20 protein-coding genes are annotated in these 20,604 nt (G+C 37.8%); 1 reads left to right on the top strand and 19 read right to left on the bottom strand.

The window, feature by feature from the left end:
- Positions 1-105 precede the first annotated feature (105 nt).
- A complete protein-coding gene (locus A3854_RS09260; RefSeq protein ID WP_084042233.1) occupies positions 106-846 on the top strand; it encodes a sulfite exporter TauE/SafE family protein in 741 nt (246 codons plus the stop codon).
- A gap of 30 nt (positions 847-876) precedes the next feature.
- Here the strand turns inward: A3854_RS09260 and A3854_RS09255 are convergent, their stop codons facing one another.
- The 19 genes from A3854_RS09255 to A3854_RS09165 all read right to left on the bottom strand — a co-directional run bounded on the left by A3854_RS09255 (position 877) and on the right by A3854_RS09165 (position 20,601).
- Positions 877-2,337, bottom strand: a complete 1,461-nt coding sequence (locus A3854_RS09255; protein WP_084042232.1) for a class I SAM-dependent methyltransferase — start codon at positions 2,335-2,337, stop codon at positions 877-879.
- Positions 2,337-3,416 (bottom strand): phosphoserine transaminase, encoded by a 1,080-nt coding sequence (serC, locus tag A3854_RS09250; RefSeq protein WP_084042231.1) that lies wholly within the window; start codon positions 3,414-3,416, stop codon positions 2,337-2,339. The genes A3854_RS09255 and serC overlap by 1 nt, the downstream gene beginning before the upstream one ends.
- Positions 3,417-3,418: 2 nt before the next feature.
- Positions 3,419-4,585 carry an exodeoxyribonuclease VII large subunit gene (gene xseA / locus A3854_RS09245; protein ID WP_084042230.1) on the bottom strand — a complete coding sequence of 389 codons (1,167 nt, stop codon included), beginning with the start codon at positions 4,583-4,585 and terminating at the stop codon, positions 3,419-3,421.
- Positions 4,578-5,300 (bottom strand): bifunctional demethylmenaquinone methyltransferase/2-methoxy-6-polyprenyl-1,4-benzoquinol methylase UbiE, encoded by a 723-nt coding sequence (gene ubiE / locus A3854_RS09240; protein WP_084042229.1) that lies wholly within the window; start codon positions 5,298-5,300, stop codon positions 4,578-4,580. The genes xseA and ubiE overlap by 8 nt, the downstream gene beginning before the upstream one ends.
- Positions 5,301-5,312: 12 nt before the next feature.
- Positions 5,313-6,746: a CYTH and CHAD domain-containing protein gene (locus A3854_RS09235; RefSeq protein ID WP_257639913.1), complete on the bottom strand. Its 1,434-nt coding sequence runs from the start codon at positions 6,744-6,746 to the stop codon at positions 5,313-5,315.
- A gap of 113 nt (positions 6,747-6,859) precedes the next feature.
- Positions 6,860-7,270, bottom strand: coding sequence for a Fur family transcriptional regulator (locus tag A3854_RS09230; RefSeq protein WP_054197019.1), 411 nt, complete (start codon positions 7,268-7,270; stop codon positions 6,860-6,862).
- Positions 7,271-7,342: 72 nt separating this feature from the next.
- On the bottom strand, positions 7,343-9,169 hold the full coding sequence (gene dxs, locus A3854_RS09225) for a 1-deoxy-D-xylulose-5-phosphate synthase (protein WP_084042228.1): 1,827 nt from the start codon (positions 9,167-9,169) through the stop codon (positions 7,343-7,345).
- Positions 9,162-10,025, bottom strand: coding sequence for a flagellar assembly protein FliH (gene fliH / locus A3854_RS09220; RefSeq protein ID WP_084042227.1), 864 nt, complete (start codon positions 10,023-10,025; stop codon positions 9,162-9,164). Before fliH ends, dxs begins: the two co-directional genes overlap by 8 nt.
- The gene (gene fliG / locus A3854_RS09215) at positions 10,022-11,053 is read right to left on the bottom strand and encodes a flagellar motor switch protein FliG (protein WP_021091747.1); all 1,032 of its coding nucleotides are present in this window, start codon (positions 11,051-11,053) and stop codon (positions 10,022-10,024) included. The genes fliH and fliG overlap by 4 nt, the downstream gene beginning before the upstream one ends.
- A complete protein-coding gene (gene fliF, locus A3854_RS09210; protein ID WP_084042226.1) occupies positions 11,053-12,750 on the bottom strand; it encodes a flagellar basal-body MS-ring/collar protein FliF in 1,698 nt (565 codons plus the stop codon). The genes fliG and fliF overlap by 1 nt, the downstream gene beginning before the upstream one ends.
- A 4-nt stretch (positions 12,751-12,754) precedes the next feature.
- The gene (gene hisC / locus A3854_RS09205) at positions 12,755-13,852 is read right to left on the bottom strand and encodes a histidinol-phosphate transaminase (RefSeq protein WP_084042225.1); all 1,098 of its coding nucleotides are present in this window, start codon (positions 13,850-13,852) and stop codon (positions 12,755-12,757) included.
- Entirely contained in the window at positions 13,852-14,931 is a 1,080-nt protein-coding gene (pheA, locus tag A3854_RS09200; RefSeq protein WP_084042224.1) for a prephenate dehydratase, read from the bottom strand. The genes hisC and pheA overlap by 1 nt, the downstream gene beginning before the upstream one ends.
- On the bottom strand, positions 14,915-16,138 hold the full coding sequence (lysA, locus tag A3854_RS09195) for a diaminopimelate decarboxylase (RefSeq protein WP_084042223.1): 1,224 nt from the start codon (positions 16,136-16,138) through the stop codon (positions 14,915-14,917). Before lysA ends, pheA begins: the two co-directional genes overlap by 17 nt.
- 55 nt (positions 16,139-16,193) lie before the next feature.
- Entirely contained in the window at positions 16,194-17,258 is a 1,065-nt protein-coding gene (locus tag A3854_RS09190; RefSeq protein ID WP_084042222.1) for an LptF/LptG family permease, read from the bottom strand.
- Positions 17,255-17,803 carry an aminoacyl-tRNA hydrolase gene (pth, locus tag A3854_RS09185; RefSeq protein ID WP_084042221.1) on the bottom strand — a complete coding sequence of 183 codons (549 nt, stop codon included), beginning with the start codon at positions 17,801-17,803 and terminating at the stop codon, positions 17,255-17,257. Before pth ends, A3854_RS09190 begins: the two co-directional genes overlap by 4 nt.
- An 11-nt stretch (positions 17,804-17,814) precedes the next feature.
- Complete coding sequence (locus A3854_RS09180) at positions 17,815-18,351, bottom strand: 50S ribosomal protein L25/general stress protein Ctc (RefSeq protein WP_084042220.1); 537 nt, start codon at positions 18,349-18,351, stop codon at positions 17,815-17,817.
- Positions 18,352-18,469: 118 nt separating this feature from the next.
- Positions 18,470-19,462 carry a transaldolase gene (locus tag A3854_RS09175; protein ID WP_084042219.1) on the bottom strand — a complete coding sequence of 331 codons (993 nt, stop codon included), beginning with the start codon at positions 19,460-19,462 and terminating at the stop codon, positions 18,470-18,472.
- Between the two features lie 6 nt (positions 19,463-19,468).
- Complete coding sequence (gene serB, locus A3854_RS09170; RefSeq protein WP_084042218.1) at positions 19,469-20,095, bottom strand: phosphoserine phosphatase SerB; 627 nt, start codon at positions 20,093-20,095, stop codon at positions 19,469-19,471.
- Between the two features lie 8 nt (positions 20,096-20,103).
- Positions 20,104-20,601: a chemotaxis protein CheW gene (locus A3854_RS09165; protein ID WP_072594427.1), complete on the bottom strand. Its 498-nt coding sequence runs from the start codon at positions 20,599-20,601 to the stop codon at positions 20,104-20,106.
- Positions 20,602-20,604 lie beyond the last annotated feature (3 nt).

Raw genomic sequence — 20,604 nt, 5'->3', positions numbered from 1 at the left:
TTTTTAAAATTTTTATCAAATTTCTAAATTTATGCCCAAATTTCACCTTTTTACTATTTTTTTAACACCGCTTGGCTAAAATTTGGCACTCATAAAAGGAAATTTATGCTTTTTGTTGAACTTTTTATAATTGGTATCGGCGTTGGATACATCGCTGGTTTTTTTGGCATCGGTGGCGGCACAGTCGTTGTTCCTATAATGGTCGCCTTTGGATATGACGTGAAAACAGCTATTGGCATAAGCGTCATGCAGATGATCTTTAGCGCGACGTTTGGCTCGTATCTAAACTACAAAGCTGGACTTTTAAAGCTAAATCGTGGCGTATTTTTAGGTCTTGGAGGATTGGTCGGAGCTAGCTTTAGTGGCATAATCGTATCTCACACGCCCGAGCTCTTACTCGAACTACTCTTGCTTGCAACTTTTATCTTTTCACTCATAAAACTATACTTCACACCAAATAGCGACGGTACAAATGCGAACAACTCCGTATTTTTACTATTTCTAGTTGGTTTTTGTATAGGTGCACTTGCCATTAGTATAGGCATAGGCGGTGGGGTTTTTATAGCTCCTATTTTAGTTGGCTTTTTGCGCTATGATATGAAAAAAGCCGTTTCAATGGGAGTATTTTTTGTGATGTTCGCAGCCATTTCAGGCTTTATCTCACTATCTTTAAACGGCCACATCTCTTATTTGGAGGGTACATTCCTAGGGCTTGGCTCGCTAATAGGCGCATACTTTGGCACCAAAAAGACACAAGCTATGGATAAAAAAGCACTTAAAAAGTGGTTTTTACTCTTTTACATAGCAATGATAATTCTGATCTTAAAAGATATGATATTTGGCTAAATCAAAAATTTAAGGCTAGGCTAGCTAGTCTTAAATTTCTTCAAAAAAGTAGGCTTCACTTAATTTAAAAGCAAGCTTATCTAGCTCGTCTTTACTAAAATTTACGCTCTTTGCGATATCTTCTAAACTAGCTTTGCCATCAAATTTTAAAGCGGCCTTGATCTCTTCAACGCTTAAACTAAGCTTGCCATTTAGCTCGTTTGCCAAAGATATGACTGGCGAACTAGCCTCCAAAAAATACCCAAGATAGGCCGCAGCTCTAGGCTTTAGCCTAGTTTTTTTAGGCTCATAAGTAAGTGCTGCAAGTTTTGATGATGAAATTTTGGTGTTTTGATCATTTAAAATTTCAAGTAGCCCCATAAATGCTTCACTCTCGCTCTCACCAAGTGCAGCCTTTACTTCACTTAAATTTAGGCTTTGCGGATAGGCTTTGCTTAAAATTTCTTGCGTTTTTGTCCTTGGCTGCTCGCTAAAATAGGCAAAATAAATCCTATCAAGCTCGCTCTCTCCAAGCACCGCGTCAAAGTCCTCAGCGCCATTAAGCCTTTCTTTGTGCGCAATGAGGCTCTTTCTAAAGGATTTATTAAACAAAAAGTCGTTTAGCTGCTCTTTTTTGATGCGAGAGTTGTAATTTTGCTCGATATGTGCGTCGAAGCGGTAAATTCCAGTAGAGCTTGCGAAGATGTCATTTAGCGAAGCATCTATAACGTAGCAAAGTCCGTGTTTGTCGATATGCTTAGCAAATTTATGAAAGTAGATTGGCTCGTTGCTAGCCTCTAAAAAATCATGCAATATATAATAATCATTACCCTTTGCGATGATGCCTTGTAAGAAATTCAGCTGCGTTAGAAGAAGCTTCATACTATCTTTGTATACGACATCGCTTTGACTTTGCAGGCTAAATTTCAAATAATCCTGTAAAAAATTTAACTCACTTTTTACGTGAGCAAGTGCCTCTTTGCTGTCGTTGCCTGAGCTAACAAAAAGCATAAAATCTCTTAAAATATCAAGGCTCTTCCAGCCAGGATAGGTATTATACGAAACATAAGCTATGCCATCCTTGCTCAGTAGTGCCTTAATCGTGGCAAGCAGCGCATCTCTTACATTTGGACTCACCCAGCTATAAACGCCATGAGCGATAATATAGTCAAATTTCCCAAGCTCTTTTATATCGCTTTCGTTCATGTGCAAAAAATTTCGCTCAAGTAGAGTAAAATTTTCTAAACCTATCTGCTTTGCTACCTTGTTACCTTCAGCCACTTGATGACTTGAGATATCGATACCAACAACTTTTGCGTTTTTATGCGAAATAGCAAATGGTAAGATATTTCCGCCATATGATGAGCCAAGCTCAAGCACTCTAGCCTCTTTTAGGCTAGCTGCTTTAAGCCCCAGAAATTTAGCAACCGCTTCTATCCTAACTGGCGAGCAGTCGCTAAATGCGGCCGAGAAATAAGGAATTTCATCGTAAGCTTTCTTTGTTTTATTCATCAGCTATGTTTTCTTGCAAATTCTCTCATAAACTCGCCAAGTTTTTCAACGTCGCTTTGGCTAACGGCATTGTAGATAGATGCTCTTATGCCGCCAAGATGTCTGTGACCTTTTAGCCCTAGCATGCCCTCTTTTAGCGCTTCTTCTACAAAAACTGGCTCAAGTGCGTGATCTTTTGGTATCGTAAAGCTCACGTTCATATCTGACCTGCTTGATTTTTTAGCGTGACCTACGTAAAAGCCATTTGAGCTATCTATGATGCTATAAAGCGTGCTTGCTTTTTTGGCATTTATCTTCTCAACCTCGGCAAGTCCGCCAAGATCTAGCAGGTGCTGCATGGTTAAATTTAAAAGATAAATTCCAAAAGTTGGTGGTGTGTTGTAAAGCGAGTTTGCCTCTACGTGCGTTTTGTAGCGTAAAAACATAGGGATGTTTTGGCTGCTCACGCGATCAACCAAGTCTTTTCTTAAAATGACGATAGTCACGCCACTTGGGCCTGCATTTTTCTGAGCGCCACCGTAAAGCAAGCCAATACTGCTAAAATCAAGCGGTCTAGCGAAAAAGTCGCTCGAAGCATCGACAACAAGGGGCGATTTAGTCTTTGGCATAGCCTTATACTGTGTGCCATAAATCGTGTTGTTTGAGCAGATGTAGGCGTAGTCAGCGTCATCGCTAAATTTAAACTCAGGGATGTAAGAGAAATTTTCATCTTCGCTACTTGCTACGACATCTACATTTACGCCAAGCACTTTTGCCTCTTTGATTGCTTTGTTTGTCCAAACGCCAGTGTTTGCGTACTCGGCCCTACCACCTTGATATAAATTCATCGGTATCATGCTAAATTGCAAGTGTGCGCCGCCTTGCAAGAATAAAATTTCATACTCATCACCGATGCCGTAAAGCTTTCTTATCTTATCCATCGCGCCAAAGTGGATCTCCTCAAAGGTCTTGCTTCTGTGGCTGATCTCCATGATCGAGTAGCCCTCGCCTCTATAGTCGGTAAATTCGGCTTTTGCGTGCTCTAAAACGTCTAGTGGTATCGCGCTTGGGCCTGCGCTAAAGTTGATTTTTCTACTCATTTTTACTCCTTGATAATTGCTTTTTTATGTGTATTTTGCGAGATAAGTTCGATCTCATCATTCAAATTTAAATCCCTAAGATCGGCTCTCTTACCATCTTTTCTAACCTCGATAAGCCCCTTCGTGCTCTCAAAAAAGAGCTCCCTCATCTCATAAGCTTTTTCTAGCGAGCCAAGAGCTGAGCTAAGAAGCAAGATCTTTCTTTGCACAGCGTTTGTTAGGGCGTTTTGCTTGTTTGCCACCTCGCTAAATTTTAGCTCGATCCTAGCTTTTAGAGCATTTGATGAAAATCTAGAAAGAAGAACATTTAGCAAATTTTGCTTTTTGGTGATCTTTAAATTTAAAGCGCTATCAAGATCGTCGCTGAGTCTATCAAGATACTGAAAAAATGCCTCTTCATCAGGCAAAAGATCAAGCATAGCTGCACTTGGTGTAAGCGATCTGCGGTCTGCTACAAAGTCACTTATAACGTAGTCTATCTCATGTCCGATAGCGCTTATGACTGGCGTTTTTGTAGCGTAAATTTCACGTGCTAGGCTCTCGTCGTTAAAGCACCAAAGATCCTCTTTGCTACCGCCTCCACGAGCCAAAACGATCACATCGACGCCGTATTTATCGGCTCTGCGCAAAGCTTTTATGAGCGAGCTTGGAGCACTTTCGCCCTGAGTTAGCGCGTCAAATATATAAATTTCACTTAATTTCCAGCGACTCTTTACCACCTTTAGCATATCCTGAAGTGCAGCTGAAGTGGCGCTTGTGACAAGAGCTATTTTTTTAGGTAAATTTGGTATCTCTTTTTTTGCGCCGATGTCAAAAAGCCCCTCGTTTTCGAGCTTTTCTTTAAGCTGCCTAAACGCAAGCTCAAGCTCGCCCTCACCATCTGGTAGCATCGCACTAGCCACTAGCTGATACGACCCACTTGGCGAATAAATGGTCACTTTGCCATAAATTTTTACTTTTAGGCCATCTTTTGGTAAGAATTTCACCTTTTGGTTGTTCATGCGATACATCACAGCCGAGATGCTTGACTTTTCGTCCTTTAGCGTGAAGTACCAGTGCCCAGAGGCGTGCTTAGTAAGGCGCGAAATTTCGCCACTTACCTCGACGTAGTCAAGTGTCGCTTCAAGCAGCGCCTTTGCTTTTTCGTTTAGCTCAGAAACACTAAGCATTGATTTCTCTTACCTTTTTAGCGATAAATAGTGTCGAGATATCCATGCTAAAGCCCTTGTAAAGCTCTATCTCAAAGCCAGCCTCTATAAGTTCATCACAAAAGCTCTTTGCGTCCAAGAAATTTTCGATCGAACTTGGCAGATACTCGTACGCCTCTTTGTTTTTCGAGATAAAGCCGCCAATTTTTGGCAAAATTTTACTTAGGTAAAAATCCCTTAGCGAGGTTATAATACCCTTTTTCTGGCGTTTAGTAAATTCAAGCACGACTACGTAGCCATTTAGAGCAAGTACTCTGTTAAACTCTCTAAGCGCAGCCTTTCGCTCGACCACATTTCTAATGCCATAGCTTATGCTTAGAATTTGAGCCTCTCCGCTTGCAAGCGTCGTGTTGTCAGCGTAGGCCTCTATAAATTTAAAATTTGGAAATTTCGCCCTAGCCTCTTTTAGCATACCGCTTGATGGATCGATGCCAGTAAGGCTTTTTATCTCAACACCAAATTCTTTTGAAATTTCACTCCAAAGCCCCATCATATCGCCAGTGCCACAAGCCACATCCACAATATTTATGCTTCTTTCTTTAAAAATTTCTAGCATATATCTGCAGGCAAATTTCCTCCAGCTCACATCCACACCAAGACTTAGCACTCTGTTTGCGACGTCATAAGTCGGAGCGATCTGGTTAAACATATCAACGATTTTTTCTTGTTTTTGCATAAATTTGCCCTTTTATATGTAGTAAATTTTTAAATTTCTTGAAATTTTGCGAGTTGCTTTTATAAATTTAAGACGCTTTTTTAGTATCTCTTCTCTACTTTTATAAATTTGCTTGTAAATTTTACTCTCTAGCCTCTCTTTATCTGGCATTTCTGGAAGTCTTTTAAGGATGCCGAGCCAAACGTCATAGTCTTGAAGATTGCCAAAAATTTCTTGCATCTGCTTTAGCTTCTCTTCATACTTTTTAAGCCCTTCAAAATAAAAAATTTCACATAAAAACTCGTATGTGTATCTCATCTTTTTAAGCTCTATCCTAAGATCATGAAAGCTCTCATTTGGGCAGTCTTGATTAAGGCTTTTTAGCCTTTTTTGAGCTAAAACTAAAAGAGTTCTAAGCTTAAACGAACCAAGGCGCGAAAGACTTACATCAAAGAGTTTTGATTTATAAAATTCACCCTCATTTAAAAATATCTCCCACTCTTTTAAAAATGCGTAATTTTCTTCATCGCCAAGGTAGCTTTTTACATTTTCATACTCTAAATCTAGAGCCTTTTGCACAAAATAGATAGGCTCATTTGCATGTTTTTGCTCGTTTAGAAAGCTCAAAAATACATCCAAATCTCGCTTTTTATTTGTCGAGTTTGCAAGCATTTTAAAATTCTCACCAAAAAAAAGTGTCACTTTCTCATCAAAAACGCCACTAAAAATTTTAAGGATCGATCTAACTTTTCTTAAATTTACGCGAAGCTCATGCAAAACTTCTTCATCTTTATCTATCAAATACTGGCTTTTTAGCCTTTTTATTACTTTAAAAATACTAACAAAAAGGACTCTTAGCGCCTCTCCGCTTTTTAGATTTGCAGCAAAATTTGGCACAATTTCTTTTTCTTTTATGATCTTATAGGCTCTTTTGTAGTCGATTTGTTCATTTTCATTAGCATGAATGGCAAGAAATTTGTTTTTATATCTTTTGTCACAAGTTACGTCACTTAGGCAAAAATTTTCTAAAAACGGTGGTAGCTTGAAAAAGACGGCCTCATTTTCATCGCTAAATTCGATTTCAAATGTACAAAGCCCGTTTAGTTCATTTTTAAAAATATCGATATTGCAAGGATTGTTATTTAGTTTAAAAATATATCTATCTTTTAAGATGACGCTACCGATGCGGTTTTTAAGAGCCTTTTTAAACTCCACCTTTTCGCAAAATTCTTCATTTTCTTCTCTGATTAGATCTTTGCCTATCTTTACAGTTTTTATAAATTTATCCTCTTCACTCCGGAAGCGGATCTCTTCATTTTGCGTTATCTTGGTATAAAATTGAGAAATTTCAAGATGCTTAAAGACTACTCCAGCTTCTTTTAAAAAATCTAGAATTTGAGAATTTTTGAGTAAAAATTTACGCTCTATCTCCAAACCCATATTTTTCTCCAAAATTTTTTTGTTCATTTTAGCAAGTTAGTGCTTAAAACAATGAGAAAAATGCTAAATTTAGGCTTATTTTAAAAGTATTTTTATAAGAAAAAAGATGGAATTTATGCTGCTAAATAGCAACATAAATTTTATTTACAGTGTTTACAGCTTTTTACGCTAGCTACGATATTTAGACGTTCTATTATATTTCCAATCTTCTTTTCTAGTGCCTCTTGGTATTTGCCAAGCTCAGCATCATCGTAGCTCACGTCCTCGACGCTTCCACAGCTTTCACAGACAACATGAATATGTGGATATTCGTAGATGTCGTATCTAGCTTTTTGATTGACGATATTTACTTCAACTACGAGACCTTCATCTTTTAAAGTATTTAAATTTTTATAAACCGTTGCTAGAGAAACTGATGGGCTCTCTTTTAAAATTTCATCATAAAGCTCATCAATCGTTGGATGCGTATGACGATCAAGAATTCTTAAAACGCTAAGGCGCTGTGGCGTGACTTTTAGCCCGGATTGCTTTAATAATGATACGTATTGCATAATGCTTTTCCTTGTTTTTATTTTGGCTTATGCTAGCAAAAATAATATTAAACGTTACTTTATTAAATGATATTAATTATTTTCTAGTAAATTTTTGGTAATCTGCTCGGCACTTATACCAAGGTACTTTTCAACCTCAGCAGTTGAACCATGGGGAATAAATTTATCTTCATACTCGAAGCTAATGACGCTTATATTTGAAATTTTATTTTCTTGTAAAAATGCACTTATTATTTCGCCAATACCGCCTTTTTTGGCACTATCGCTAAATATGTACCACTTTTTAGTGCGTTTTGCCAGATCTAATAAAAGCTCACTATCAAGCGGCTTTGCAAAGACAAGATCAACCAATATCACATCAAGCTTGCCAGTTAGTAAATTTCTGACCAAATTTGCTCTGCCAACGCCATTGCCATAGCCTAAAAACGCGATATCACTCTTTGCATCAGCTAAAATTACACCCTTACCAAACTCAAGTGGCTGAGCTTCAAACTCATCTCTTAAGATAAATGCCCCACGCGGATATCTAAATGCGCTAACACCCTTGTAAGAGTAGGCAAATTCCATAACATTTTTCATGCTCTCTTCGCATCTTGGGGCAAAAAGAACCATGTTTGGCACAGCGTTTAAAAAACTGATATCAAAAGCGCCTTGATGCGTTTCGCCATCTTCGCCAACAATACCCGCTCTATCCATCGCAAAGGTGATGTTTAAATTTAAAATAGAAGCGTCGTGAATGACTTGATCATAAGCCCTTTGCATGAATGTCGAGTATATTGCAACAAATGGTTTAAAACCCTCTTTTGCCATGGCTGACATCGAGGTAACTGCGTGTTGCTCCGCTATCGCCACGTCCCAAAAGCGGTCTGGAAATTCTTGTATCAAGGCGTCCATGCCAGTGCCTGTTGGCATCGCGGCCGTTACGCCAACGATGTCGCTATGCTCTCTTGCCATCTTTAAAAGCTGCTCGCTAAAGATCGCCGTGGCTGACTTGTTTGACTGTCTTTTGATAAATTCGCCACTTTTTAGATCAAATGGCCCAACTCCGTGCCAATTTTCATAGCACCCCTCAGCAAATTCATATCCTTTGCCCTTTAGTGTCTGTACGTGAACGATGACTGGTTTTTTCATGTTTTTGGCAGTTTCAAATGTACTAAGAAGCGCGGCTAAATCGTGTCCATCAACTGGCCCAATGTACTCAAGCCCAAGCTCTTCAAAAAACATACCAGGAGTGATGAGTCTAATGCCCTCTTCGATACGTCTAGCCATATATGCAGCTGAGTCTGGCATGTAGCTTAGAAATTTCTCAACTCTGCCTTTAAATTTTTGATAAAACTGACCCGCCATCATCTGGCTTAGATACTTGCTAAGCGCGCCTATAGGCTTGCTTATACTCATCTCGTTGTCATTTAGGATGATGACGCAAGGATATTTTCTATCCCCTAGCTCATTTAGCGCCTCGTACGCCATGCCGCCACTTAGTGAGCCATCGCCTATGACAGCTACTGGGATACGATCTTCGTTTTTAAGTTTTATCGCCTTTGCAGCACCAACTGCTAAAGATATGGACGTCGAGCTATGCCCTGCTACAAAGTAGTCAAATTTACTTTCGCTTGGCTTTGTATAGCCACTGATGCCGTTAAATTTTCTAAGCGTATCAAAGCTCTCCCAGCGTCCAGTCAGTAGCTTGTGTGCGTAGCTTTGGTGGCTTACATCGTAAATAAATGGATCCTTTGTGACGTCAAAAATTTTATGCATCGCAACGATGATCTCGACTGCACCGATATTTGAGCTAAGGTGACCGCCATTTTTGCTAACGGTGGCTAAAATTTTATCCCTGATGTCATGACAAAGCGCGTTTAGTTCATCAACATCTAAACTTTTAACGTCTTTATTCATTATTTACCAGCATTTTTAGTTTTTCTAGCCTTGTTTGCATAGTCGCATCGATATTGCCACCATCACTTATAATAACCACACCGCCTTTGCTTATAGCATCATCAGCACTTATTTTGACGTGCTCATTCTTGCTAAATTGCTCTTTTATATATTCGCTATCTTCTGGGTTTACGCGAATTTCTATATTTTTAACATTACTTAGCTCTTTTATAAGCGAGCTTGCTAGATGATGAGTGATCTGATTTGAAGAGGTTGAAATTTCTTTATCAATTACTTCTTTTGCGATTTTTATAGCAGTTTGTCCAAGCTCTTCTTCGATCTTCTTTAAAAACTCATCGAATTTAACGTACTGCTCATCTAGCTTTGCAGCTGAAGCGCTAAATCTAGCCTCTAACTCATTTATTCTTGCTTCATTTGCTGCATTTGCTTGGGCGATACCCTCATTTTTGCCATCCTCTTTTGCACGAGAAATTTCAGACTCAAGGCGTTTAGCAAATTCGCTCTCTTGATTTTCTATTTGCATTTGAAGTTTGATAATGTTGCTACTTAGCTCATCTGTTTTTTTAAGTAACTCTTCAACAAAGCTCGACTCGCCTGTTTGCTGTATTTGTGGACTTTGAGCCTGAGAAGCAAAGTGGTTTTGCGGGCTTGCTTGCGTTTGGTGGCTAGCTTGAGGAACAAAATTTTCACCCTTTTGCCCAAAATTTTGCTCACTTAGCTCTTCACTAAGATTATTTTCCTCTATCAATACAGGAGCACTATCTGCGGCTCGCTCTCCAACTCCAAGCACCTTAAATCTGTAATTTTCTATAAAGTGAGCTGGAGAAGTCTCACTGGTTATTACGCTGCTTTTCATTCTATCATCTCATCTGCTTCGCCGACTTGGAATACACCTTGATCAGCTAGAGTTTGCACTGTCTCCACTATGCGTCTTTGAGCCTCTTCAACATCTTTTACGCGCACTGCACCAAGATATTGCATCTCCTCTTTAAAGGCTTCTGCTGCACGTTGAGACATATTTGATAAAAATTTATCCTTTATACCATCGCTTGAGCCTTTAAATGCAACCATAAGATCTTTTTTATCGACATTTTTAAGAATTTCTCTAATCGCAGTTGCATTAAGGTTGATAATATCTTCAAAGGTAAACATAAGCTCTTTAATCGTTGTTGCGAGCTTATCATCACTTTGTTCGATGCGTTCGATCGTACTTTTGCTGGCTTTTTGCCCAAGTCTATTAAGCACTTCTGCCACAGCTCTTGGACCGCCAACTTCGACTTTATAAGAAGTAAGACTTTCAAGCTTGCCTTCAAGTACAGTTGAAACACGCTTAATCACCGATGGGCTAATATCACCAAGATTTGCCATTCTAATGACAACTTCGCTTCTTAGCTCATCTGAGAAAAAGCTAAGCGTTTCAGCAGCACTTGTTGAGTCCATGTGAGCTAGTATTAGCGCGATGGTTTGAGGGTGCTCTTTGATGATAAAGTCTGCCAGCTGTTGTGGTTTTATCTTATCAAGATAGCCAAAGCTTTTTGAGTTTTCCATGCTTTTTGCAAGCTTGTCTAAAATTTTCTGAGCAGCCTCTGGACCAAATGTGCGGTATAAAATTTCTTTTGCGTACTCTAAGCCACCACTTCTCATATATTGATTTGACTGCATTAGCGCGTAAAATTCTTCTAGCACAGCACTTGCGACTTGTTTGTCTATGTTTTTTGCGGTTGCGATATAGCCTGAAATTTCAGTGATGACATCAACATCCATGTGAGAAAATATAAGAGCAGTTGCCTCTTCGCCAAGCTGGATCAGCAAAATAGCAATCTTTTCAGGCATCGATAGATCATCATAAATCATTTTTTGCTTGTCATTTAGCTTTATTGACATCAAATTTCCTTACGCATATTAAAGTCGCTGTCATTTTTTACCATATCTTGAAGTAGCATTGCTATCTCTTCATTTCTTTCTGTGATGACCGCTCTCATTTTCTCAAGTAAAACATCGTATTTTAATTCATCTTCATTAAACTCGCCACTAAGTCCTAGTTGCTCTTCGACCTTTTTGCGAGCAGCTTTAAATTTCTCAAGTGTATCTTCAGCATCTACCTCAATATCTTCAAGGCCATCTTGAACTTGCTCCTCTTCTTCTTTTGTCTCTTCAAGCATCTTTTGCATAAATGGCACAATGACTTTTTTATAGAAGATGTAGAGCAACAATGCTGCAAAAATATATTTTAATAGCGGCATAAATGGCACTACATAGTTATTCACAAAGCCATCCATCTTCTCGCTAGTGCTTATATCTTTGCCAGTTTTAAACTCAAAGTTATCTAAGCTTACTTCATCGCCTCTATTTTGGTTATAGCCGATTGATTGTTTGATTAAATTTGTGATTGATTCTCTTTGCTCTTTGGAAAGTGGAGTAAATTCTACCTCACCAGTTGGCTTGCCGTCGCTATCTTTTTTACTCTGATAAAGCCCGTCTATAACGACAGCCGCACTCACTCTATTTATGCTAGCAAACTGTCCTTTAATGCTTGTTACTTTCTTTGAAATTTCATAGTTTGTCTGCTGTGAGCTTTTGTTGTACTGCTCTTTTAAAGTGCTATCATCAAGGCCTTGGACAGGGCCAATGTTGCTAACTGCGCCTGGGACGCCACCTACTTCATTTGGAGCTGAGCCTTGGCGTTTTTCTTCGATATTACTTTCGCTTCTTACGACGTTATTTGGGTCATAAACTTCACTTTTTGTATCTTTTTTATCAAAGTCAAAGTCAATATTTACCTTTGCTACGACCTTATCTGCTCCGCCCACGATAGGAGCTAGCACATTTACGATCTTTTGCTCGTAATTATTTTCAAACTCTCGTTTATAGCGTATCTGCTGAGCTATAGCATCACTATCAAACTCGCCATCTTCATCGCCAAGTGCGACTCCGTCTTGATTTACGATCTTTACATTTTCTGTGCTTAAGTTTGTAACAGAAGCCGCAACTAAATTTTTAATACCAAAAATTTGCTTTGCATTTAGGCTAACACCTGGCTTTAACTCAACCACGATAGAAGCCGTTGGAAGTGCTTGGCGTTCAGTAAAGACACTCTCTTTAGGAATGGCGATACGCACGGTCGCTTTTTGGATAGATGAGAGACTCTCGATCGTTCTAGCTAGTTCGCCCTCAAGCGCTCTTTGAAATTTTACTCTCTGCTCGGCATCAGTCGCACCAAATTCTTGCTTATCAAAAATTTCAAAGCCGATTTTACTCTCTTTTGGTATTCCAAGCGTTGCAACAGCGATACGCTCTTTATAGACATCGCTCGTTGGCACAAGAATAGTGCCTTCGTTTGCTAATTTATATTTAATGCCATCTTTGTTTAGCTGATCAAGTATTAAGGCAGAATCATTTGGGCTAATATTTTCAAAAAGGACGCTGTAGCCTGCAAAATTTTCATTTTTGCTTTTATAAAGTGTTAAAAATACCAAAAATGCTACGACCAAGACGATCGAGCTAGCTGCGACAATCTTTTGTTTTAGTGAAAGCTTTTGATAAATTTGACTTATTTGATGAAGTAATGCCTTAAAATCCATATCCCTACTTTAAAATTTGCTTTAACTCTTCAAAAACTCTATCATTTTGCCATGCCTGTCCGATGGTGATTCTCACCGCATTTAAGGCGTAGCTTTTTAGATCTCGCAAAATTATACCTTTTTTTAGCATCTTTTCACATATCTGGCTTGATTTTGGCTCGTTAAATTTAAAAGTTATGAAATTCGTATAGCTTGGGATAAATTCTATGCCATTTTGCTTTGCAAATTCTTCATATCTCTTCATTTGCTCGAAGTTATTTTGCATGGTTTGCTGCACAAATTCATCATCACCAAGTGCTACTATCGCAGCTCTTAAGCTTGGAGTTGTGATGTTAAATGGAGCTCTTAGTTTTGAGAGAGCGCCTATGATCTCTTCATTTGCCACGCCATATCCCACGCGCATACCACCAAGTGCATAAGCTTTAGAAAATGTTCCAAGATAGATGGCATTTTTAAATTTTACCACCTCGCTTGGCTTTATCTCTTTTTTGCTATCTTTAAATTTAGCAAATTCATTGTAGGCACAATCAAGCACAACAAGCGTATTTTCATCAACGCTTTTTATAAATTTAAAGACCTCATCTGCGTCCAAACACTCACCTAATGGGTTATTTGGCAAGCAAAGAAAGATTACTGAAATTTCATCTTTATGCGCATTATAAATTTCTAAAAACTCTTTTAGATCATGCTCTACGCTCTTTGTGCGATAAATTTTAGCTCCGGTTTGTTTTGCATAAATTTCATACATAGCAAATGTCACGCCAGCCATCAAAATGCCACTTTGTTTGTTTGCCTTTGCGTGAAGTGCGTATTCTATGATCTGGTCACTTCCAGAGCCAATGATTAAATTTTTACTAGTTACGCCAAATTTCTTAGCCAGCCCTTCTTTTAGCTCAAAGTAGCTATCATCTGGATAAAGGTGCGCTTTTTTAGCGACCTCTTTTAGCGCCTCCTCTACGCGTTTGCTCGTACCAAAAGGGTTTTCGTTACTAGCTAGCTTTATCACATCTTTTGCCTCGATGCCAAACTCTCTAACCACAAGCTCGATCGGCTTTCCAGCCTCGTAATTTACTAGATCATCTAAAAAGTCATTAAATTTCATTACTCTTCTCCGTTTAAATAACTCCCCAACCAGCTTATCTCAGCACCGCTTTCTTTTGCGAGTTCAAAGGCGTTTTGCACCTTCTCATCGTCGATATGCCCTTCAAAATCAAGATAAAACATCGATTTAAACTCGCGTTGCTTAATAGGGCGTGACTCAAGTTTAGTGATATTGATATTTTCATTTTTAAAGATAGAAAGCAGATCAGCAAGACGTCCTGGACTGTGATCAGTCTTTGCAAGGATCGAAGTTTTTGAGTTTTCAACTCTTGCATTTTTAAAATCGCTTAAAATCAAAAATCTCGTTCTATTTGCCATATTGTCTTCAATCGTCTCATAAACGATCGGCACATTATAAATTTTTGCTGCGATCTTTGAGCAAATGGCGGCTGAGTTTCTATCCATTGATGCCATATACGCAGCTGCTGCGGTTGATTTTGCTGGGACAAATTCAATTTCATTTAGCATATGATCTTCTAGAAATTTACGGCATTGATTATACCCTTGCGGATGTGAATAAATTCGCTTTATCTCTTTTAAATTTTCATTTATGCTAACAAAGCTGTGATGGATATCCACATAAAGCTCAGCAACTATTTTTATATCACTGAATTTACTCAAACAATCAAGCGTAGCGCCAACAGCGCCTTCGGTGTTGTTTTCAATAGGTACAACGCCGTATTTTGCCTCTTTTTGAGCTAGCTTTGTAAAAACCGCCTCGATGGTCGCAAGTGGCAAATATGAACTCATCGCACCAAATCTACTCTGAGCCGCCTGATGCGTGTAAGTGCCTTCAGGCCCTAGATATACGATCTTTTGGGGCATTTCTAAATTTCTACTCACAGCAAAAATTTCAAGATAAATGGCTTCAATAGCGGCTTTATTTAAAGCTTTGTCTTTACTTAGACTAGTTAAGCGGTTTATGATAGCTCGCTCACGCTCAGGACGATATATAGGCGTTCCGCTAGTTTGTTTTAGCTTGCCGATTTGTTCAACTAAAATCATTCTTTCATTTAGTTTATTTAAGATGAGATCATCAATCGCATCGATCTCTTTTCTAAGCTCATTTAGCTCTTGCATCAGCGCTCTCCAAAAATTCTCTCTCAAGTGCCACGACATCTTCAAAGCTCTCACGTCTTCTTATAAGCCTATCTTTGCCATCAAGCACGCAAACTTCAGCAGCTCTGTTTCTTGTGTTGTAGTTTGAACTCATGCTAAAACCGTAAGCTCCAGCACCTTTTACCACGATGATATCGCCACTATCGCACTCTGGCAGCTCTATATCTTTTGCTAAAAAGTCACCACTTTCGCAAACTGGACCAACCACATCGCATGGGCCTAAATTTTTATCCTTACCACAAACAAAAATTTCATGGTGAGCACCATAAAGGCTTGGCCTTATAAGATCATTCATCGCGCCATCAGTGATGACAAATCTCTTTTTGCCGTTAAATTTTTCATATAAAACGCTTGCGACAAAGTAGCCAGCATTGCCCACGACGAAGCGTCCTGGCTCACACACAATAGTCACATCTTGACCTTTTAGTGCAGCTAAAATTCCTTGTGCGTAGTCATATAAATTTATCTCTTTTTCATCGTTATAAATTATGCCAAGTCCGCCACCAACATCAAAAAATTTGATATCAATTTCAAGCGCTCTTAGCTCTCTTAAAAGCTCACTAACTATATTTGCAGCATCAATTATCGGACTAAGTGATGTTAGCTGAGAGCCGATGTGAAAATGTATGCCAGTTGGCTCAAGAGAGCCTGAAGCTTTAGCGTGAATGTACATTTTTTTGGCTGTTTCAGCATCAACACCAAATTTATTTTCATTTAGCCCTGTTGAAATGTAAGGGTGAGTTTTTGCATCAACGCCTGGATTTACCCTAATACTGATCCTTGCCTTTAAGTTTAGCCCTTTTGCGATCTTTTCAAGCCTTAAAAGTTCAGCAAAACTCTCGACATTAATGAGCAAAATTTCATTTTTCAAAGCCTCTTTTAACTCTTCATCGCTCTTACCAACGCCACTAAAAATAATCTGATATCTCTTCGCGCCTGCTAAAAGTGCTCTTTTTACTTCGCCGATGCTAACACAGTCAAATCCGGCTCCAAGGTCGGCTAGAAATTTCAAAACACTTAGATTTGAGTTTGCTTTCACCGCATAGCAAATGAGAGATTTTCTAGCAAAAAATGCATTTTTTAGTGCTTCATAGCGGTTTTTTATGTGGTTAAAATCATAAATGTAAAGTGGAGTTTTGTATCTATTTGCAAGCTCTTTAAAATCCATAAAATAGCCTTTATTAAAATGGCTTGATTTTACAAAAAGCTTACCAAAATTTGGCTTAACGATGCGATTTTATGAGATAAATGGCGTATACAAAAAGTAAAATAACTGGCAAAACTATGCCGATTTCTGGCAATATCACAGAAGTTTGTGCAAATTTTGCAAGAATAAAGAGCAGTCCCCAAACGACAAGAGTTATCACAACAAAAATAAAAGTCGAAAGTGCAAGATTAAAAAATCTACCAGTTACAGGCAAATGATAGTAAAAAATGAGCAACAAAAATGGTGCAAAAAATGGTGCAATAGCAAGGTTGTAAAAAGCTGTTTTTGCGCTATCAAGGCCGATGCCTTCATTCTTAAATGTCTTTATAAAATTTATCGCATCTGGGATATTAAATTTTGAGTTTTCAACACTAGCAGCGCTTTCAATACTCTTTGGCTTAAAGCCTTTTAATGCATCTAAGTTCTCACTTTGTATTTTATTAAAACCAGCCTCACCAAGCTCTAAAATTTGTGGCAAAAGAGTTTGATTAACATCTTTTAAAATCCACTCATTGTCTTTAAAATTAGCATGATTTGCAAATGTAGTTGAGAGTAAATTTGTGCCATTTATCTCAAAAATTCTAACATCATTTGCTATTTGATTCACAGAATTTAGCTCTTTTATGTAGATAAATTTGCCTTCAAATTTTAAAAATGAATCAGTCGTGCTTTTTGAGAAAGCCGTATTTTTAGCGATGCTTTTTTGATAGTCGTGTGCATAGGCAAATGGAGTAAAATTTAAGCCAACATAAAAAATAGTTACAAAAAGTGCAATAAAAAATGGTGGAAAAATTAAGCTATTTTTACTAATGCCAAGTGCATAAAAACTGATTAGCTCATTTGATCTGACCATATTTACATGTAAAATAATGAGTGCAAAAATGAGCGAAAGTGGCAAAACGTAGCCAATAGCACTAAGCGATGTAAGCCCAACATAAAGGAGCTGAAGGTTGGCAGATGGCGGCAGATCTTTTAAATTTGTAAGTAGATCAATGCCTACATAGAATAGTTCAAGCGCTAAAAATACGATAAAAAAAGATTTTATATAGACCCAGCCAACGTATCTGGCGTATAGTTTCATTTGATAAGACCTTTTTTTATCGTAAATTTTTGCGAAATTTCGTTGATGTCGCTCTTTAGTAGCTCGCAAACTGCATTTTTTGTGTAGGATAAAATTTCATCTAAAGCCTTTTTTTCCTCATCACTAAACTCTCCAAGAACAAAATTTTTAGCATCGCCAAGGTGCCCAATACCAACACGCACCCTTTCGTAGTCGTTGCCTATTAGTCCATCGATCGATTTTATGCCGTTATGCCCACCACTACTGCCACCTTTTTTAAATTTAACTGCACCAAAACTAAGATCAAGATCATCATGTATTACGATTATTCTATCTGGTTTATAAAAGTCTTTTACTGCTTTTACACTTTGTCCTGAGAGGTTCATAAAGGTTGTTGGTTTTAGCAAGATAATGTCATTGAATTTAAAAACTTCGCCTTGAAATTTAGCTGAGCTAACATCTTTGTAATTTGAGTCTTTTAGGAGATCTATAAGCATAAAGCCTATATTATGTCTAGTGTTTTCGTATTTGGAGCCAGGATTTCCCAGCCCCGCTATTAGTGTCACAAAAGCCCTTTTTATTTAGCTTTAATAACTCCAAGTACCGCAACACGGTCAGCGTCTACAATAGTAACGCCTTTAGGAGCTGTGATATCACGAACCAAAATAGTATCGTCGATGTCAAGTTTGCTTACATCAACGTCAAATGAATTTGGTAAATTTTCAGCTGTGCATTTTACGCAAAGACGTCTTTTTGATTGGATCAAAACGCCCTTGTTTTTAAGACCAATAGGTGTTCCAACTGGCTTAACTGGAATCATATATTTTGATAAAACGCCTGGAAGTGCTACTTTTAGATCTACGTGTTTAAGATCACTTGTAACAACATCTCTTTGGTAATCAACAATAACGACATTATAAACTTTTTCACCTACTTTTACATCAAAAGCAAGGCTCTCTTTTTTGCGTGCTTCTTTGATAAAGTCATTTACTTTAAAAGCAGCTGCAACATTCTCTAATCCCTTGCCATAAATGTTGGCGATTAGATAACCATCTCTTCTCAAAGCCTTTGCAGACTTCTTACCGATACTCTCTCTAACGATTCCTTCTAACATCGTTTTCCTTTCATAAAAAAATAGATGCTGATTTTATCCAATGCTTTATAAATTTCACATAAAGCTTATTTAAGAATGACCACTTTTGCTGTTTATGTATTAGCTTGGGCTTCTTTGTCTAAAGTGATTTCATAATATCATCAAATGCTGATACAAACTGCTTTAAGCCATCGCTTAATAAATCTTTATAAACGACATTTATATCTATATCATTATTTTTTATAATCTGGAAAAAGCTTGAGATATTTTCTTTACTAGGCACATTTTTTGCCTCTGCTTTTTCTTTTATAAATTCTTTTATCGTCTCTATTGGTGCTGTATTTATAGAATTTTTATACATTAGCTCTCTAACGTAATAATCCCCTCTTAAACTACCGCCTTTTACGCCTGTGCTTGCAAAAAGCGTTCTTACATTTTCTAGTCCAAAATCTTCAATCAGGTGGTATATATTTGCAGCATTCATTATGCCGATTTGTCCCGTTGGCAATCTCTTTGCAGCCATAACCTCATCAAGCTTTCTATCAAATCTACTTACAAAAACACTTATCACACCTTTTGGCATAGTAGTATCTATAAAGCGACTTGCATAAGCCTTACTACCTTCTTTAAATGCTTCAAGGCAGTTTTTAGCCTGATCTGGTGAAAATATAAGCGTAGCATTTACACTAATTCCCCTTGCCATAAGCGCACTCATCGCCTCATAGCCATCTTTTGTAGCTGGAATTTTTATCATAACATTTGGCATTGATATTAGATTATAAAGCCTGATACCTTCTTCTATCGTTGCGGCTGTATCGTCACTTAAATTTGGATCAACCTCAATGCTTACAAAGCCATCATCGCCATTTGCATAATTTTTTAACATTTTACATGCGGCGATTTTTATATCTTGAGTAGCCAAAATTTCATAAAGATCTTTTGGGTGGCGTTTATTGCTAGTTTCTATGATCTTTTTATAAGCAGGTGAAGCAAATGCTGTTTTAAAAATAGCTGGGTTGCTTGTAGCGCCGTTTATAATATTATTTTCCAATAAAGAGTTAAATTCACTTTGTAAAAAATTTCTCTCAATAAAATCACACCAAAGAGAGAATTTAGCTTCGTTGTCATACATTAGTTTCTACCTTATAAATTTTAAAATTTCACGCAAGTCTTTAACATCAACACAATGTGTCGCTTCTTTTTTTAAGATATCTTTTGCACAAAATGCAATGCTAAGGTCGCACTTTCTAAACATCGATATGTCATTGGCCCCATCCCCAACACACATTATCTTGTCCTTGCCTAAATTTAATAGTCCACACAAGCGGTCAATCATATCTCCCTTTGAACTACCAAACATCATCTCTCCGCCAACTTCGCCTGTTAAAATTCCATCTTTATGATGCAAGATATTTGCAAAATTTGCATCAAAATTAAGTTTTTTTTGCATTATATCGGTTGCATTGTGAAATCCACCGCTAAAAACCACAACTTTGATACCTTTTTGCTTTAAAGCTTCTATTAGCTCACCAGCTCCTGGCATTATGGGTAAATTTTTGCAAATTTCATTTACTTTTAAAAGTGGCAATCCTTTTAAAAATTTTACTCTTTTTGTAAGACTTTCAAAAAAATCAAGCTCACCGTTCATCGAACGCTTAGTTATATTAGTTACTTCTTCACTAGCATTATTAGCGGCGGCGAGAATATCTATCGTCTCGCCGTCCATTATTGTAGAGTCAAAATCAAAAACACAAAGTTTTATCAAGCTATACCCTAAAAATCACGTTTTAAAAGGCTTTCGACCTTCAAGATCGTAAGGATATTTTGATCGCGCTTACCGATACCATAAATCATGCCTTTGTCTTTTACTAAAGTCTCTGGTGGCGGATCGATCCTGTTACGGTCTATTCTGATAGCCTCTGTCAAGCGGTCTATCACAAAGCCAGCGATATTATCCGCATCTTTCATAACGATATATCTTGTGCTTGGGCTTTGTTTTGTGACATTTAGTGAAAAACGCTTGCGCAAATCAATAAGCGGAATAACATTTCCACGTAGGTTAAACACGCCAAGAACGTAATCAGGTACACTAGGAACACGTGTATATTCAATAGGTTTGATTATCTCTTGGATATTTAAAATAGGTATTGCGTACTCTTCCTCACCGACAACAAATCCTACTAGCTGAACTATATCCTCATTATTTTTTAACTCAGGACCATTCATTTGCTGTTTTTGTTTGCTTAAAACTTGATTTAGTTTATTGTTCATCCC

Origin of the sequence: Campylobacter concisus, assembly GCF_002092845.1 — a bacterium.
GTDB lineage: Bacteria > Campylobacterota > Campylobacteria > Campylobacterales > Campylobacteraceae > Campylobacter_A > Campylobacter_A concisus_AQ.
Note: the sequence above shows the minus strand (reverse complement) of the source record. Positions and strands in the feature narration are given on the sequence as shown.